The 15,469-nt window shown below is 73.0% G+C and carries 15 protein-coding genes; 5 read left to right on the top strand and 10 right to left on the bottom strand.

Annotated elements, in window-relative coordinates; translation table 11 throughout:
* The first annotated feature begins 243 nt into the window (after positions 1-243).
* Positions 244-2,628, top strand: coding sequence for a type IA DNA topoisomerase (locus tag ACX9MN_RS33455; RefSeq protein WP_489726546.1), 2,385 nt, complete (start codon positions 244-246; stop codon positions 2,626-2,628).
* 95 nt (positions 2,629-2,723) lie between these two features.
* Here ACX9MN_RS33455 and ACX9MN_RS33450 read toward each other — a convergent pair whose 3' ends face one another.
* On the bottom strand, positions 2,724-3,086 hold the full coding sequence (locus ACX9MN_RS33450) for a DUF4186 domain-containing protein (protein ID WP_042669993.1): 363 nt from the start codon (positions 3,084-3,086) through the stop codon (positions 2,724-2,726).
* A 66-nt stretch (positions 3,087-3,152) separates the two neighbouring features.
* On the opposite strand from ACX9MN_RS33450, the gene ACX9MN_RS33445 reads away from it, so the two are divergent.
* Positions 3,153-3,908 (top strand): DUF72 domain-containing protein, encoded by a 756-nt coding sequence (locus tag ACX9MN_RS33445; protein WP_489726545.1) that lies wholly within the window; start codon positions 3,153-3,155, stop codon positions 3,906-3,908.
* 193 nt (positions 3,909-4,101) lie between these two features.
* Here ACX9MN_RS33445 and ACX9MN_RS33440 read toward each other — a convergent pair whose 3' ends face one another.
* Positions 4,102-5,298, bottom strand: a complete 1,197-nt coding sequence (locus ACX9MN_RS33440; RefSeq protein ID WP_489726544.1) for an FAD-dependent monooxygenase — start codon at positions 5,296-5,298, stop codon at positions 4,102-4,104.
* 551 nt (positions 5,299-5,849) lie between these two features.
* Here ACX9MN_RS33440 and ACX9MN_RS33435 point away from each other — a divergent pair.
* Both ACX9MN_RS33435 and ACX9MN_RS33430 read left to right on the top strand, forming a co-directional pair.
* Positions 5,850-6,398 carry a hypothetical protein gene (locus ACX9MN_RS33435; RefSeq protein WP_489726543.1) on the top strand — a complete coding sequence of 183 codons (549 nt, stop codon included), beginning with the start codon at positions 5,850-5,852 and terminating at the stop codon, positions 6,396-6,398.
* Between the two features lie 129 nt (positions 6,399-6,527).
* Complete coding sequence (locus ACX9MN_RS33430; RefSeq protein WP_020094403.1) at positions 6,528-6,821, top strand: hypothetical protein; 294 nt, start codon at positions 6,528-6,530, stop codon at positions 6,819-6,821.
* 95 nt (positions 6,822-6,916) lie between these two features.
* Here ACX9MN_RS33430 and ACX9MN_RS33425 read toward each other — a convergent pair whose 3' ends face one another.
* The 8 genes from ACX9MN_RS33425 to ACX9MN_RS33390 all read right to left on the bottom strand — a co-directional run bounded on the left by ACX9MN_RS33425 (position 6,917) and on the right by ACX9MN_RS33390 (position 14,361).
* A complete protein-coding gene (locus tag ACX9MN_RS33425) occupies positions 6,917-7,267 on the bottom strand; it encodes a hypothetical protein (RefSeq protein ID WP_056531099.1) in 351 nt (116 codons plus the stop codon).
* A gap of 469 nt (positions 7,268-7,736) precedes the next feature.
* Positions 7,737-7,961 carry a hypothetical protein gene (locus ACX9MN_RS33420; RefSeq protein WP_234083189.1) on the bottom strand — a complete coding sequence of 75 codons (225 nt, stop codon included), beginning with the start codon at positions 7,959-7,961 and terminating at the stop codon, positions 7,737-7,739.
* Between the two features lie 312 nt (positions 7,962-8,273).
* Positions 8,274-8,786 carry a hypothetical protein gene (locus ACX9MN_RS33415; RefSeq protein WP_489726542.1) on the bottom strand — a complete coding sequence of 171 codons (513 nt, stop codon included), beginning with the start codon at positions 8,784-8,786 and terminating at the stop codon, positions 8,274-8,276.
* A gap of 59 nt (positions 8,787-8,845) precedes the next feature.
* The gene (locus tag ACX9MN_RS33410) at positions 8,846-10,675 is read right to left on the bottom strand and encodes a glycoside hydrolase family 15 protein (protein WP_489726541.1); all 1,830 of its coding nucleotides are present in this window, start codon (positions 10,673-10,675) and stop codon (positions 8,846-8,848) included.
* A gap of 77 nt (positions 10,676-10,752) precedes the next feature.
* The gene (locus ACX9MN_RS33405) at positions 10,753-11,643 is read right to left on the bottom strand and encodes an SMP-30/gluconolactonase/LRE family protein (RefSeq protein WP_056531092.1); all 891 of its coding nucleotides are present in this window, start codon (positions 11,641-11,643) and stop codon (positions 10,753-10,755) included.
* Positions 11,644-11,698: 55 nt separating this feature from the next.
* On the bottom strand, positions 11,699-11,959 hold the full coding sequence (locus ACX9MN_RS33400) for a hypothetical protein (RefSeq protein ID WP_026605127.1): 261 nt from the start codon (positions 11,957-11,959) through the stop codon (positions 11,699-11,701).
* A gap of 393 nt (positions 11,960-12,352) precedes the next feature.
* On the bottom strand, positions 12,353-13,012 hold the full coding sequence (locus ACX9MN_RS33395) for a response regulator transcription factor (protein WP_489726540.1): 660 nt from the start codon (positions 13,010-13,012) through the stop codon (positions 12,353-12,355).
* A gap of 8 nt (positions 13,013-13,020) precedes the next feature.
* Positions 13,021-14,361: a sensor histidine kinase gene (locus ACX9MN_RS33390; RefSeq protein WP_489726539.1), complete on the bottom strand. Its 1,341-nt coding sequence runs from the start codon at positions 14,359-14,361 to the stop codon at positions 13,021-13,023.
* A gap of 178 nt (positions 14,362-14,539) precedes the next feature.
* On the opposite strand from ACX9MN_RS33390, the gene ACX9MN_RS33385 reads away from it, so the two are divergent.
* The gene (locus ACX9MN_RS33385) at positions 14,540-15,445 is read left to right on the top strand and encodes an MBL fold metallo-hydrolase (protein WP_489726538.1); all 906 of its coding nucleotides are present in this window, start codon (positions 14,540-14,542) and stop codon (positions 15,443-15,445) included.
* The last annotated feature ends 24 nt before the right edge of the window (positions 15,446-15,469 follow it).

Genomic DNA, 15,469 nt, shown 5'->3' with positions numbered 1-15,469 from the left:
CGCCAGCCACAGGCGGGGATCCGGCCACGGAGGCATTCCGGGTCGCCGCCGCGGGCGAGCCCGGAGCACGGGTACGAGCGCCGCTCCAGCATCGCGGCGCCGGCCGGTGTGCCTGGGGAGGGCGACACGCCGCCGGCTTCTGCGACGGCTTATCCTCTCGAGGCGCCAGTTGCGTCCCGAGCCCGTCTGGAACAAAATGTGAACCCTGGGTCAGGCGCGGCGACAGCCGGAGCGGTCAGCGACATGTCATCTCCGAGCTCCGGTCGCACGCTGTTCTTCTTCGAGAAGCCCTCGGCGATGCGCCAGTTGCAGCGCTTCTTCCGCTCGCCGAGCACGGTCTGCGTGGCCGCCGAGGGACACCTGCTGTCGGCCGAGGAGCCGGGCAGCATCCGGCCCGAGTGGAAGCCCTGGCGCTTCGACCTCCTCCCGATCGTCCTTCCCACGATCCCGGTCGGCTACGGCACGAACCGGTCCGGGCAGTCGCACGCACCGAAGATCGCCGCGATCCGGCAGGCGCTGAGCGGCGTGGACCGCGTGATCATCGCCACGGATCCGGGTCGCGAGGGCTCGATGATCGCGTGGGAAGTGCTCGAGCATCTCGGCTGGAACGGCCGGGTCGACCGGCTCAAGCTCGGCGCGCTCGACGAGGTCTCGATCCGACGCGCCTTCGCGGCCCTGTCCAAGGATCCCGACTCGGGCGAGCGCGACTACGCCGCCTATCTCGAGGCGCTCTGCCGGCAGTACGAGGACTATCATCTCGGCCTGAACGGCACGCGGGCGATCTCGCTGCGCCTGCGCCCGCCCGCCTTCCGGGAGCCCTGGCGCTTCGGCGGCGTGCAGACGCCGACCCTCGCCATCCTGGCGGACCTGGAGGAGCGGATCCGGTCCTTCGTGCCGCAGGACTTCTTCAAGGTCGCGCTGCACCTTAGGACCCATGCAGGCGCGGAGATCACCCTCTGGCATGCCCCGAAGGAGCGGATCCTCGATGCGGCGATCGCTGAGACGATCCGGTCCGCCGCGGCGACGTGGTCGGGCCCTCTGGCGGTCGCGCACAGGGATGTCCGGCGCGCGCCGCCCCGGCTGTTCTCGAAGGACACCCTGGCGCGACGCTGCGCCAAGCGGTTCGGCTGGGACCCGCAGCACACGGCCGGCATCGCTCAGGACCTCTACGATCAGGGGTACCTCAGCTACCCGCGCACGGAGTCGGAGCACCTGCCCGAGGGCCAGGCCGGCGATGCCGCCGCGATCATCGCGGCCGTCACGACCGTCCTGAGCGACCTGAGCACAGTCGTTCCGCGCGACGCTGCGCCGCTGATCCGTCGCGGCCTGAAGGGCCACTACGTCGTGGATCCGGGCGAGCACCACGCCATCGTGCCCCTGCGCAAGGCGCCCGAGCGCGGCCGTCTCAGCACCGATCAGTTCCGCTTGTGGGAACTCGTGGCGAAGGCCTATCTCGCCGCGCACCTGCCCGACGGGGTCGACGCGCGCACGAGCGTCACGGCGGATGTCGCGACACCGCTGGGCGTGAGGCGGTTCGCCGTCTCCGGCAGCGTCGTGCGCGTGCCGGGCTGGCGCGCGCTCTACGGCAGCGAGGCCGAGCTCGAAGCGGATGCCGTGCCCGGCAAGACCAAGCGCGAGGCGGAAGCCACCGCCACCCGCCTGCCGCTCGTGACCGACGGCGAAGGCGCCTCCGCCGCGACGGCGGAGATCGCTACCGCGAAGTCCGAGCCGCCGCGGCGGATCACCCGAGGCGAATTGCCGGTGGTGATGGGCCGGCTGATCGACCAAGTGGACGATCCGGCCGCCAAGCGCGCCCTGGAAAACCCCGCCAACCCGAACGAGCCGAAGGGTCTGGGCACGGCCGCGACGCGCGACACGATCCTGCCCAAGCTCCTGAAGAGCCGCTACATCACGCTGTCTACCGGCAAGGATCCGGCCATCGAGGTCACCGAGGTCGGCCTGACCTTCGTCCGCGCGGTGCGCAGCGTGTTCCCGGCCTACGGAGATCCGGTCGGGCGCGCCATGTTCGAGGCGGAGCTCGCCGAGATCGGACGGGCGGCCACGCGCGCCGAGGCGGTCGCGCGCGCGACCGCCTTCCGCCAGCGCACCCGCGCCCGCCTCGACGACCTGATCGCCGCGATCGCGCAGGCGCCGACCGTCAGCCTTGATCCGAGCCTGATCCCGGCCGGTCAGGGCGACCAGCGGCCGCCGACGCCGGCCATGGTGGCGTTCGCCGTGAGCCTTTCCGAGCGGAAGGGCGTGACGCTGCCGCGTGGCTGCAGGAGCAGCATCAGCGTCTGCCGCGCGTTCCTCGACACCCATGCCGGGCCGCGTGCCGGGCAGGAGGACGACGCCGGCCGCGCAGACGGCCGGCGGAGCCCGAGCGCGGCGATGCTCGGCTACGCGCGCAGCCTCGCCCAGCAGCGCGGCATCCCGTGCCCGCCGGACGCGGAGACGGACTTCGACGCGTGCCGGCGCTTCCTCGACGCGCACGCCGCGCGGCCAGGGCAGGGGAGGGACGAGGCGAACGCCGGAGGGGCGAAGAGCAAGAGGTCCGCGGAGCGGGAGAAGCGGCGGGGCCGTGTGGCCCGGACGCCGCGACCGGCAGCGGCACGCCGCCGGGCCTGAAGCGCCCCGGCGGGAGTGACCGGATCGCGGCGTTCGTCCGCGACGCCGACTTTGCCCCGTCTCGGTGGCGCCGGCCGCCCGGCCTGGCGCGCGCCTCAGGCGGCCTCGGGGTCCTCGGAGCGCAGCCAGCGCGCGATCGCGGCGACCACGTGGGCCTGCTCGACGGCGGTCAATGCCCGGCCGGCGGGGATCGCGTGCCACTTGGCCAGGCAACCGCGGCAGCAGGTTGCCGTCGCGTGCTGCGCCGTGAAGACGGGATGACCGCGAAAGGGCGTCTGCTTGCCGTCGTTCCTCGGCTCGGCGGACGCGAGGCGTCGCCGCACGAAGTCCCGCGCGTGGTCCAAGACCGTCGGGAGCCCCTTCTCTCGCAGGTAGACCCGATCGGCGATCGCCAGCCGGAAGCGTCGCCGGAACGCGGATTGCGGGAGACGGTCGAACACCTCGTCGAGCGCTCGCATGCGCGCAGATCCCGGTTTACCGATCGCCGGTCGGGCCGGCATGGCTTCGGCCCCGAGCGGTATTCCATGCATCCATCAGACGCCATCGCCGTCGGAACCGCGGGCTGGAGCCTGCCCAAGGCCTACGCGCCGCAGTTCCCAAAGGCGGGCAGCCATCTGGAGCGGTACGGACAGCGCTTTTCCGCGGTCGAGATCAACACCGCCTTCTATCGGCCCCATCGGGCGACGACCTACGCGAGATGGGCTGCGGCGGTGCCGGACGGGTTCCGCTTCGCCGTGAAGGTGCCGCGATCGGTCACGCACGAGCGGCGCCTCATCGGCGTGGATGAGCCCCTCGCGCGCTTCCTCGGGGAGGTCACGGGCCTCGGGACAAAACTCGGGCCGCTGCTGCTCCAGCTCCCACCGAGTCTGGCCTTCGACAGCCCGTCCGCGGCGACCTTCCTATCGGGATTCCGGCGGCGCTTCCCGGGCGACATCGTCTGCGAGCCGCGCCACGCCACGTGGTTCACAGAAGATGTCGACCGCCTGCTCGTCGGCCTCGCGATCGCCCGTGTCGCGGCCGACCCCGCGCCGGTCCGGAACGCCGGCATGCCCGGTGGCTGGCCGGACCTCGTCTACTATCGGCTCCACGGCTCGCCGCGCATGTACTACTCGGCGTACGAACCGCGCGTCCTGTCCCGGATGGCCGAGCGCCTCGGAGCGCACAAGGCCCTCGGCCGACGCGCGTGGTGCATCTTCGACAACACCGCGGAGTTCGCCGCGATCGGTGATGCCCTCGACATGCTCGCGCGCGTCGAGACCCGACAGGGATCCGATTCATGAAACAACAGACATTGATCTCACAATTCTAGGGAGGACTTTCCCCCGCCGGCACAGCCGGTCTTGTCGGGAGAGGCGGCCCCGACAACGGACGCCGTCGTTCCTGAGCCAAGGTCAGACCCCGCAGTGAACCGAGCCGTGGCGATCCGAGCGCTCGATGTGGAACCGCCCGGAGCGTGTGTGCCGAGGAGCCGATTCAGGCCGATCGACCGACGTAAGCGGAGACATCGGGCTCCTCCGAGCGCCCATCGAACAGCTTCGCGGTGACGCGGCGAACGGCGGGCCTGCTCGCGACGTTCAGGGCCGCGTGAAGGAGACGGATGCCGATCCGCGTGCGCGGGTTCATGAGCTTCGGCGCGAGCTTCGGGACACCCTGCGCCCTCTCGACATACGGGCGCATGACCCGCTCGTAAGCCGCGAAGCCCGCCGCGACCGTGTCGGTGCGCGCCAGCTCACCGGCCAGCACGCAGGCGCCGGTGACGGCCAGCGTCGTGCCGATGCCCGCGAGGGGCGTCGCGCACCAGGCCGCGTCGCCTGTGAGCACGACGCGTCCGGACGACCAGCGTTTCATCCTTACCTGGCGCAGGACGTCGAGGTAGAAATCGTCCGTCGCGTCCAGGCCCGCCACGACGCGCCCGGCCTGCCACCCGGCGCCGGCGAACCGCGCCCGCAGGAACGCCTTCTGGCGAGCGATATCCCAGTCCTGCTCGCCGCCGGGCGGCTGACGGAGCGTCAGCATCGCGCGCGTCGTGCCGTGCCGGTCCGGCCGCAGCGAGATGCTGCGGCCGCCCGTGGCGTTGAACCAGCGCCACATCCGGTCGTCGTCGGGGATTCTGGGAATCGTGAAGTACGCGATGGTCAGATCCATCCAGCGCGGCGCGTTCTCTCCGGGAAAGACGAGCTCGCGGGTCGATGAGCCGACGCCCTCCGCCACGACCACCGCGTCGTAGCGTTCCGTCTCGCCGCCCGCGAAGGTGACGGCGACCGCGTCCCCGTCCTCCGCGAGGCGGGCCACACGGTCGCCGAAGCGATAGTGGGCCCGCTCCCGGGCCGGCTCGTAGAGAAGGCGCGCCAAGTCGCCGCGCAGGATCTCCATCTCGGCGGTCGGGCCATCACCCTCGGCCCCGGCGACGTCGAACCGCGCGGCGACCCGTCCCCGGCCGTCGATCCAGGCCGTACCCTCCTCGCCGGTGCCGCTGGCGAGGGCGGCCCGTTCGAGGTCCATCCGGCGCAGCACCGTGCGACCGACGCCGCGCACATCGACGTTCTGCCCGCCGTCCCGGAAGGCGGGCGCGCGCTCGACGACGGTCACGTCGAAGCCGCTGCGGCCGAGCCACCAGGCCACCGTGTTGCCGGCGATGCTGGCGCCGGTGATCAGGATGCGACGCGCCATACGGAAACCACTCCCGGGGACCCAACAGCGCCCGGCGCAGCGGGTTGCCGGCGACGAGCGCGGCTGTTCGCGGCGGGACGCTCCCGTCTCGGCGGTGCCGGCGGTGGGATCGCCACCCGGCCGTGCAGCGCCGCGGAGGCGCACCCGCTCCGACCCGCGGCGGCGCCGATCCCCTCGACAGGTCTCGCCGCGTGCCCAACATGAGCGCGACGATCGTGCCGATCGTCCCGCGCGGGACGCGCGCGGAACTCGGTCTGGTCTGCTCAAGGCTGACGTGAGACCGGCGCAGGCAGGGATTTCAGGGCATGACAGGGGGACACGGAAGGTCCATCGGCGGTCCGGGCACTGGCGCGCGGTCGGGTGACGCCGGTGCGGAGACGCGCGGATCCGCTGCTCCGGCCCGCCACGCCGTCGCGCGGGCCGATGGCGGCCTCCCCGATGATGGCCGCGCGCCCTGCGAAAGCCGGAGATACCGGACCCGGCGAACACGGCGCGTCGGCGCGCTCTGCGCCCTGATGATCGCGGCGCCGACGGCGACGCGCGCCGAACCGGTGCCGGCGCTTCTCCGGGACTGGACCACGGCCAACGGCCTCTGCCGCGGCGGCTCCGGCGACGATCCGCGCACGCAGGCGGCCTGCGAACGGCGCGACGGCCTCAATCGCCGGCTCGCCGCCGCGGGCTGGTGCTACGGACGCCCGGCCGACACCGGCGCCCAGAGAACCTGGCAGACCTGCGGCGACAGCACGCGACAGCCCGCACAGGCCGGGACGGAGACTCCGCAGGGCGCGGCGCGGCGCGCCCTGCTCAATGTCGCCCGGGGCCCTGCGGAGACCGGGCGGGGACAGCCGGTGCAGTTCGTCGTGCACGCCCTGAACCAAGTCGGCCCCTGGGCCTTCCTCTTCGCGCGGATGCAGCGGCCCGACGGCCGCCCCCTCCCTCGCGCCGCGGACGATCTGGACTCGAACGACTACGCCGCGCTGCTGCGCCAGGACGGAAACGGCTGGCGGGTCGTCGACTTCGCCGTGGGACCGACCGACGTCGCGTGGGAAGGCTGGGACCGGCGCTACGGGGCGCCGGCCTCCGTCTTCGCGGTCCGCTGAGGTTCGTCCCCGCCGCATGAACGGAGAGACGCCCACGCGCCGACGCATTCGGCTCTTCGCGGTCCGGCCGATCCGGGCGGCTGTCCCGGCGCCGGTGTCGGCTCCCGCCAGGACCCGGGAGGCCCGGGCATGATGGCCGCGCGGCGCTGGCTAAGCGCGACGGGGCTCGCGCTGCTTCCGACGACTTCCCAGGCCGCCCTGCCGCCGTCCTGGCAACGCGTGCGTGAAGTCCAGGCCGTCGCGGAGGCGGCCGCGCGAGTGCTGGGATCGCGTCCGATCGATGCAGTCGAGCGCGTCGACGGGGAGCGCTACCGCGTCCGGGCGGGTGACTGCCGGGTCACGGTCCGCGTCGTCGTCCGCCCCCGAGCACAGCCGGGACCGCAGGCCTTCGACGCGATTCCGGACGCTCCGGACTGCCCCTAGGACCGCCACGGGCTTCATCCCTGCGCCGCGGCGTCGAGCGCCGGAGAGGCCTCGGAGAGGTCGCGGCCGCGCACCCGCGGCGCGGCGCTCACCCATCAGACAGGCCGGCCCGGCGAGCCGGCGTGCATCGCGCCGATCACGGCGAGCAGACCGAGCAGAACCATGAGCACGGAGTAGTACTGCATCGGGATCCAGAACAGGGTGTGGCGCGGGCGCAGGATCACCGTCTGCCCCGTGCGCGGGTCGAGCAGTTCGCGGCCCGGCCGGCCGTTCAGCCGGGTGCCGAGCCACCAGTTGAAGCCGGCCGCCACCACCCAAACCAGGATGACGCCCGTGGGCGTCGGGACGCCCAGGCGGGCGAGCGCCGGATCGAGCAGCACGCTGCCGATCAGGCCCGCCGCCGCGATCAGCGCCGTCAGCATTCCCCAGCCGGACCAGATGATCATTCCCGGACATCCCCTGTCTTGGCGAACGGTCCCGCCTCGCGGGACGCGGTTCCTCCGGCAGGCGCCGGCACGATGTTGCGATGGGCGGCCCAGTCGCGTTTTCGCCGGGTCGCGGGGATTGTCCGACGCCGAGACTGGTATCGACCGGCATCCCGCGCGGGCCGTCGGTCGCCCTCCCGGCCGCGATAGCCGCGGTGCAGATCGGCGGTCATCGGGGTCCGGGCGCGGGTCGGGTCGACGGCGAGGCTCATGCGATCGGCGGATCAACTCACGTCAGGCATCGTCGCGGGCGACACCTCGCACGGCCCGGTCCCGCCGGCAAGCTGACCCCTGACTGAGGGGCAGGATCACCGGAACGGCTGCACGGCCGTCTAGACGTTCATCGACGACCCTCTCGTCGCCGCTGACCAGATCCGTCGGCGACCGGAGCGTCGGCGGCCCTGCCTCGCAATGCGCGAATACCGCCGATCTACCTGGAGCCGGACAATCCGAAAAGGATCGCCGCGCCCGCGACAAGGAGCGGCGCCCAGAAATGGACCAGGCCGCCGCCGCTCCAGACGGAGAAGGTCTCCCGGCACCCCGTCGTGTTCATCGCACATCCCAGGGGGACGAAGTACATGAACCACACGAAGGTCGCGATGACGAGAAGTGTCCCGAAAATCAGCGCGGCGCCCCGCATCGACAACATCCTCATGCGCGCCTGGTCCGGGCGCGCTCCGCTACGGCCCGGGGCCACGATCGGATCCCACCCTGCCAGGACCGACGTCTCCTGTCGCTCCATGACGGGCGCGTCCGCGAGGTTCGCGTGAGAGCCGCGACAGGGATCTCGCGGGATCCGCGCCGGCGCGCACCGCGAGGCGGGGGTCCGCGCCCGTGACCGGCCGCGGCCGGAAGAGAGGCGCGCCGCGGATCCGGCCCGTCCGCTACCGGTGAGATGGCGCGGAAGCCGTCGCCGGTGTGCAAGGGCCGAGCCCGGAGCGCCCGCGGCGGCCGTCCGGGTCTGGCGCTACCGCGGACCGCCGCCGCGCCGCCGCGCGATCTCGTGTCCCGCGCTGTCGAGGGCGCCCGACGGCGCGAGGCTGTCGTTCGGAACGGCCTGCATGCCATCGTGCGCGGTGCGCGAGGTCGGTCGCGCGAGACCGTGATCGCCGGCGGCCTGCTTCATCGCCAGCGCCCTGCGGGAGCTCGTGACCAGGCGACCGCGCGCCCGGGCGTTCCGCCTGCGCTCGCTCTCCTTGCTGGCGCGCTTCACCGCGGCTGCCAGCACCGCGGCCTTCCGGCGGGTCCCGGTATTGTCGGTCGCGGCGCGCGCGCCGGACGGGGCGGCCTTGCCGCGCAGCTCGCGGCGCTGCCGGCGGGAGATATCCCGTGCACGGTCGCGGCTTGCCCGAAGACGCGCGACCAGCTCCGCCAAGCCGCCGTCATCGGCCTCACCGAGCCAGGGGTGATGCGAGCGCGCGACGAGATCGGCCTCGTCCACGCTCAGGAGACGGGCTTCGTGACGGCTCGATCGGGACATGGGCACTCCTGCGCTGAATGAAGGGTGGCGACAGCGGACGGGCGGATGGCGGGCGGCGATCAGTCGGGGCCGCCCAGGGTCGGTGTCCGGCGCAGCGCCGTCTCGCGCAGGGACCGGTCGGCGTAGGTGCCCTGCACCGCCGCGCGACCGCCGTGGTCGAACAGGTCGAGCATCAGGGCGCTGTGGATGAAGCCGAGATGGCTGAAGGCCTGGGGGAAGTTCCCCAGGAAGGCGCCGTCCGGCGCGACCTCCTCGGCGTAGAGGCCGACGTCGTTCTGGAGGGCGCGCAGGGCGTTGAAGCGCAGCCGCGCCTCCGCGTCCCGGCCGAGCCAGAGCAGCGCGTCGACCAGCCAGAAGGCGCAGAGCAGGAAGGTGCCCTCGTGGCCGGGCAGGCCGTCGTCGTTCCGGTAGCGGTAGACGAGGTGGCCGTGCCCGAGGCGCTCGATGACGACGTTCACGGTCCGGGCGAAGGCGGCCTCGTCGACCGGGAAGCCGACCAGGGGCGCCATCAGCAGGGCGGCGTCGACGTCGTCACCGCCGAGATATTGCGGGTAGTAGCCGTCCCGGTGGATCCCCGGGCCGTTCACGCAGGCGACGATGCGGTCGCGCTCCCGGCACCACGTCTCGCGCGGGCCGAACAGGCGGATCGCCCGGTCCAGGGCGACCCAGTTCATGATCGCCGCGTGGAGGTAGCGCTGCTCGGGCTTGCGCGGCTCCCAGAGACCGGCGTCGGGCCGGTGCCAGTGCGCGGCGGAGATGTCGGCCAGCCGGGCGCCGTGCCCGAGCATCGCCTCCGGGAGCGTGCCGCCCAGGCGTGTGTAGAGGTAGAGCAGGTCGAGCACCTGCCCGTACGCGTCGGCCTGATGCTGCTCGGCGGCCTCGTTGCCGGCCCGCACCGGCGCGCTGCCCCGCCAGCCCTCGAAATGCGCGATCGTGGTCTCGGCGAGGTCGGCCTCGCCGGAGACGCTGTAGAGCGGCCGCAGCCGCCCCTCCGCCCGCGCGCAGAGGTCGGACACGAACCCGAAGAAGGCCTCGGCCTCGCGCAGCATGCCGAACTTCTTCAGGACGTAGAAGGACAGGCACGCGTCGCGGATCCAGCAGAACCGGTAATCCCAGTTGCGGATCCCCCCGATCTCCTCGGGGAGGGAGGTCGTGGCCGCCGCGACCATCGCGCCGGTGGGCGCGTATGTCAGCGCCTTGAGCACGAGCGCCGACCGGATCAGCTCATCGGCGAGCGGTCCCGTGTAGGCGGCGTCCTGCGTCCACAGCACCCAAGCCTTGCGCGTCCGCTCCATCAGGGCGCGCGCGTCCGGCGGGGCGTCCGGCAGGGCATCGCCGTAGATGCTGAAGCTCCGCGCCTGCCCGCCCTCGAGGACGAACCGCGCGGCGGCCCCGGCGCCGTCCCGCACGAGTTCGACATCCGCGACGAGGCCCGGGCATCCCGGTGCCGTCACCCGGCCGCCCGCGATCTCCGGCGGCGCGAAGGACTCGGCGAAGCCCGCCAGCGGCCGGTAGGCGACCACCATCGGGACACGGCCCGACACGCCGCTGACGAGCCGGACCAGGAGCGGCCGGTGCGGGCCGCCCTCCGGCCCGACCATGAAATCGTGCAGGGTCACGAAGCCGTCCGGGGTGGTGAAAGTGGTCTCCAAGATGTTGCTGCGGCTCAGGTACTGCCGCGCCGTCTCGTACCGCCCCTCGGGGCGGATGGAGAAATGGCCGCCGCGCCGGCGGTCGAGCAGCCGGGAGAAGGCCGGGTCGGCGTCGAAGCGCTCCAGGCAGGCCCAGTCGATCGATCCGTCGCTGGCGACGAGCGCGCACCCCTCGCAGTTGCTCAGGAGGGCGTAGGCTTCGATCGGCTGATAGGGGCGCTCGCCCGCGTCGGTCATGGAGTCTCCTGGGTGTTGCGCTTCGACGCGCCGGCTGATGTCGGGCGAGGGCGGGCGAGAACCGCGGTCCGGCCTGGTCAGGCGCAGAGCCGGAAGGCCGGCTCCAGCAGCCCCCGCGCGCCCACGTCGATCAGGATCGTCCGGCCATGCTCCGGATCCTCGGCGCGGTCCGCCACGTCCATGCCCTCGTAGGCGGACGTGACCAGCAGGCGGTCGAGATCGCGTCCCGCGAAGGTCGGACAGGTCGGCTGCCGCATCGGCACCGACACGGTGCGGACCCGCTCGCCCGCGGGGCTGTAGGCGTCGAGGCAGCCGGCGCCGAAGCGCGCCGTCCAGATCAGGCCCTCGGCATCCACGGCGGCGCCGTCGATCGCGCCCTCGCCGCCGCGGTGGTCGAAATGGATCTCGACCGGTCCCCGCGGCAGCCCGGTCCTCGGATCGAGCGGGACGCGGTGAAGCACGCCGACGTCGGTATCGACGAAGTAGCCGGTGGCGCCGTCCGGCGAGAAGCTGATGCCGTTGGGGATCGTCAGGCCGCCGAAGAGGCGGTGCACCTTCGTGCCGGCCACGTGATAGATCGAGCCGCGCCCCTTGGTGGCGTCGCGGTCCATCGTACCGATCCACAGCGCGCCGCTCGGATGGACGCGGCCGTCGTTGGACCGGTTGTCGTGCAGGTCCTCCTCAAGGGGGCAGAGCATCCGGATATCCCCGTCCCGGATCGACCGGACGTAGAGACCGTCCTCCGCCGAGAGCAACTGGTGGGCGCCGTCGATCGCCGCGATGTCGCTGACCTGGACAGGCAGGACGTGGACGAGCGCCTTCTGGGCGCTCGCGATCGGCTTCTCGAACAGGCGCGCTTCCAGGATATCGACCCACCACGCCGTCCCGGTGCGCGGATCGTAGCTCGGTCCTTCACCGAGGTGGCAGCGCACCTGGCTGAGAATTCGGATGTCGTGCGGAGGACGCAAAGGCTCGTTCCCGTTCGTGTCGGTCGATGTTCGAGGCGGACCTGTCGCGACGGCGTCAGCACTTGTCGCAGACGCTGCCGAGGACCGCGTCGAGGTCCTTCTGCCGTCGCGTCCGCTCGCGCGGATCGTGCAGCGGCGCGGCCCCCGCGCCGGGCGGCACCGTCTGCCCCACCGACGAGCGGTACGGCGCGTTGATCGTGGTCTCAGGGCCGCCGCCCGTCCCCGTGAACGCGGCTGCCAGCGCCGCATGGATGCAGATGAACGGCGCGATCAGGCCGATGATCGCTCCACGGGTCATCGCTTGTCCGACAGTCATGGCGAGCCTCCCGATTCAATCTCCGATCCGATCTGCCTGCGCGGTGATGCGCGCCTCGTCCGCGGGGCGAGAGCCGACGACCGACGGGAGATCCACGATCGACCACGCCGCCATCGGTGGGCGGGTGCTCCCCGCCGGCCCGCGACCTGCGCACCGCGCCGACCAAGAGCAGCGACGCCCTCTCCATGTAATCGTCGTTTAATCCGCAGTCTCGGCAAAATCACCAACCGTGACTTCACGCATCATTTCGTGCCGCGATGGCAAAGTAGATGGTGACATGCAATCGCGGAGTGCCCTCACGCACGCATCGGCGCGGATTAAACGCGGCGCGCAGTTCAGCGATGGATGTCGGGAAGGATCATCCGTCACTCAGACAGATGCGCGCGGTCCCCGTCACGCCCTGCCGGCCAGCTCTTCGGGCGGGCACACGAGCCCGGCGCCCACGGCGATCCAGACGAGGTGTGCATCCGTTCGGGCACCGAGCTTGGCGCGGATCCCGGACAGGTTGTTGTGCACCGTCTTCAGGCTCAAGCAGAGGGCCTCGGCCACGGCCTGCGCCGTCATCCCCCCCGCGGTCAGGCTCAGGATCTCGACTTCCCGCGGGCTCAGCGCGTCGACGGCCGAGCGCCCGCCCGCCACCTCGTCCTGGGCGATGGCGTGGGCGATGTCGGCGCTCATCGCCCGCTCGCCGCGCAGCACGGCCGCCACCGCCGCCAGCAACGCGCGCGGCGGGCTCGCCTTGGTGACGTAGCCGCACGCCCCCGCGGCGAAGGCTCGGCGCGCGACGACGGCCCCGGTGCGCATGCTGAAGATCAGGATGCGGGCCGCCCCGTCCCACTGGCGGATGTGCCGGATGGCCTCGATGCCGCTCGGCCCCGGGAGCGACAGGTCGAGGATCACGAGATCCGGCCCGTGCGCCTTGTACTGGCGGTAGGCCTCCGCCGCGCTCGCCGCCTCCGCCGTCACGACGAGTCCCGGCTGTCGCTCGATCAGGCGGCGATAGCCCTCGCGCACCACCGGATGGTCGTCGACGAGCAGGATGGACGTGGGCATGAGACGCCTCAGCCCGCGGTCGGGACGGTCGCGCAGGCGCGGATCCCGCTGCCGGTGCCGGTCAGCGTGAAGCTGCCGCCGAGGGCGGCGAGCCGCGCGCGGATGCCGACGAGGCCGCGGCCGGTGCCGGAGGCCGTGCACGAGACATCGCCCTTGCCGTCGTCGTCCAGCGTGAGCGTCACCGCCCGCGTTCCGGTCTCCGTCCGGACGACCCGCAGGAAGATCCGGCTCGGACGCCCGTGGCGGAGGGCGTTGGTCAGGAGCTCCTGCGCGATGCGGTAGAGGCTCGCCGACACGGTCACGGGCATGTCGGCGAGGTCGCCGGCCACGTCGAGATGGAGGGCCGGGCCGGACCTGAGCTGCGCCCGCCAATCCGCCACGAGGCCCCGCAGCGCGTCCTCCAGCCCGGTCTCGGCGAGGTCGGGCAGTTCGAGGCGTGCCAGAGCCCCGCGCAGGCTCTCCCGCATGGTGGCGAGGACGGCCTCGATGCCGCGCGCGTCCGCGCGCAGATCCTCGCGGTCGTCGGGCGCGGCGAGTTCGATCGCGGCCGCCCGGGCGCCCGCGGCGGCGAGGCACTGGCCGAAGGCGTCGTGCAGGTCCCGCGCGAGCGCCTGCCGCTCCTCTTCCTGCACCGTGACGAGCCGCTGCATCAGCTCCGCGCGCGCGGCCTCCGCGCGGGCGAGCCGGTCGGCGAGGTCATCGCAGGCGCGTGCGATCCGGTCGAACTCGGCGGCGGCGAAGCGCGGCAGCGGCGACCTGGTCGGGGCCGCGTCGAGCCTCGCCAGCCCGCGCACGATCTGCCCGGCGGGCGCGACGAGGCGCATGACCGCGAGCCAGTTGAGGAGCAGTGTCGCCGCCGTCAGAGCGAGCGCGAGCCCGCCCGCGAGACGCACCCGCTGCCAGACGCGGGCCGCCGCGGCGATCGGATCGGGCCAGGCGGTGACGCTGCCGATCGTGCGCTCGCGGAAGACGATCGCGCGGATCGTCGGCGCGGCCGCGGCGTCCCCCGTAACCGCCTCCCGGAACCACGCGGGGGCGGCGTCGAGGCCATCCCAGTCGCCGCAGACGCGCCGGGGCAACTCGACGCCGAGCTGGATGTCGGCGCAGATCCCAGGGAGGATGGTGAGGAGGGCCGGTGCGGGTTGCGGCGGCGCGGCGGGCATCGCGACCGGACCGGCGCTGCCGAGACCCGGCTGACGCGCGAGCTGCGCGGCGATCCGCTCCGCCGAGGTCGCGGCCTCCCGCTGCAGGCTCGCCTGGGCCGCGAAGCCGGTCCAGGCGACCGCTCCGGCCAGGCACAGGAGGGCGACCACGAGGAGGCGTAGGCCGAGATGCGCGGGCAGGCTCATGGGGGCGAAACGGCCGGGCTCGAAGCGACGCGCCGATCTGGCACCGGGAACGTCCCGACGCGCAAGCTGGGCCGGGTAAACGCGGGAAGAATGCCCGGTCGCGGGCGGGAGAACGTCCCTGGCCCGAGGCTGACCCGGTCCGCAGGATGGCAGCGTCCCGTCTCCCGCGGAGCCCGCCATGGCCCTTCGTCTCTCCCGCCGCGGCCTGCTCGCCGCCTCCGCCCTGCTGCCGCTCGGCCTGCGCGGCCCCGCCGCGGCCGCGCCCGGGCCCTATCGGGTCGGCGCGATCACCGTGACGCCCCTACGCGACGGGCTGTTCCCGCTGGAGCCGCGCATGATGCCCGCGGCCGAGAGCCCGGCCGGGCGGGCCCTGCTGAAGGGTGCCGGTCTCGCCGCGGACGGTCCGTCGCCGGAGCCGGTCAACGCCTTCCTGATCCGGCGCGGCGCGCGCCACTGGCTGCTCGATGCGGGCTGCGGCACCGTCTTCGGACCGGACTTCGACCGGGTGACCGCCGCGCTGGCGGCAGAGGGCGTGCGGCCCGATCAGGTCGAGACCGTCTGGCTGAGCCACCTCCACGCCGACCACGTGGGCGGTCTCCTGACGCCGGGCCGTCTGGCGCGGTTCGCGAATGCCGAGCTCGTGGTCCAGGAGCGGGAGGTCGCCTACTGGACGGATGCGGGGGCGCAGGCGTCCGCGCCCGCCGCCCTGCGCCCGATGTTCGAGACGGCGCAGGCCGTGCTCGCCGCCTATCGCGATCGGATCCGCCGCGTCTCGGGCGAGGCGGAACTCGCCCCCGGCATCCGCGCGCTGCCGCTCCCCGGCCATACGCCGGGGCATATGGGCGTGCTGATCGCGGACGGCGCGGACCGGTTGCTGATCTGGGGCGACGTCGTCCACTCGCGGCTCCTGCAGATGCCGCACCCGGATTGGACCGTCATCTGGGACACGGATCCGGCGGAGGCGATCGCGACCCGCCGGCGCATCCTCGATCGCGCGGCGGCGGAAGGTCTGATTGTGACCGGGATGCACCTTGCCGCCCGCGGGCGGATCGAGCGGACCGATGCGGGATACGCGCTGATCTAGAGGATCCGGTTCGTGCCGCCGGGT

It is taken from the genome of Methylobacterium sp. 1A, from assembly GCF_058072805.1.
Note: the sequence above shows the minus strand (reverse complement) of the source record. Positions and strands in the feature narration are given on the sequence as shown.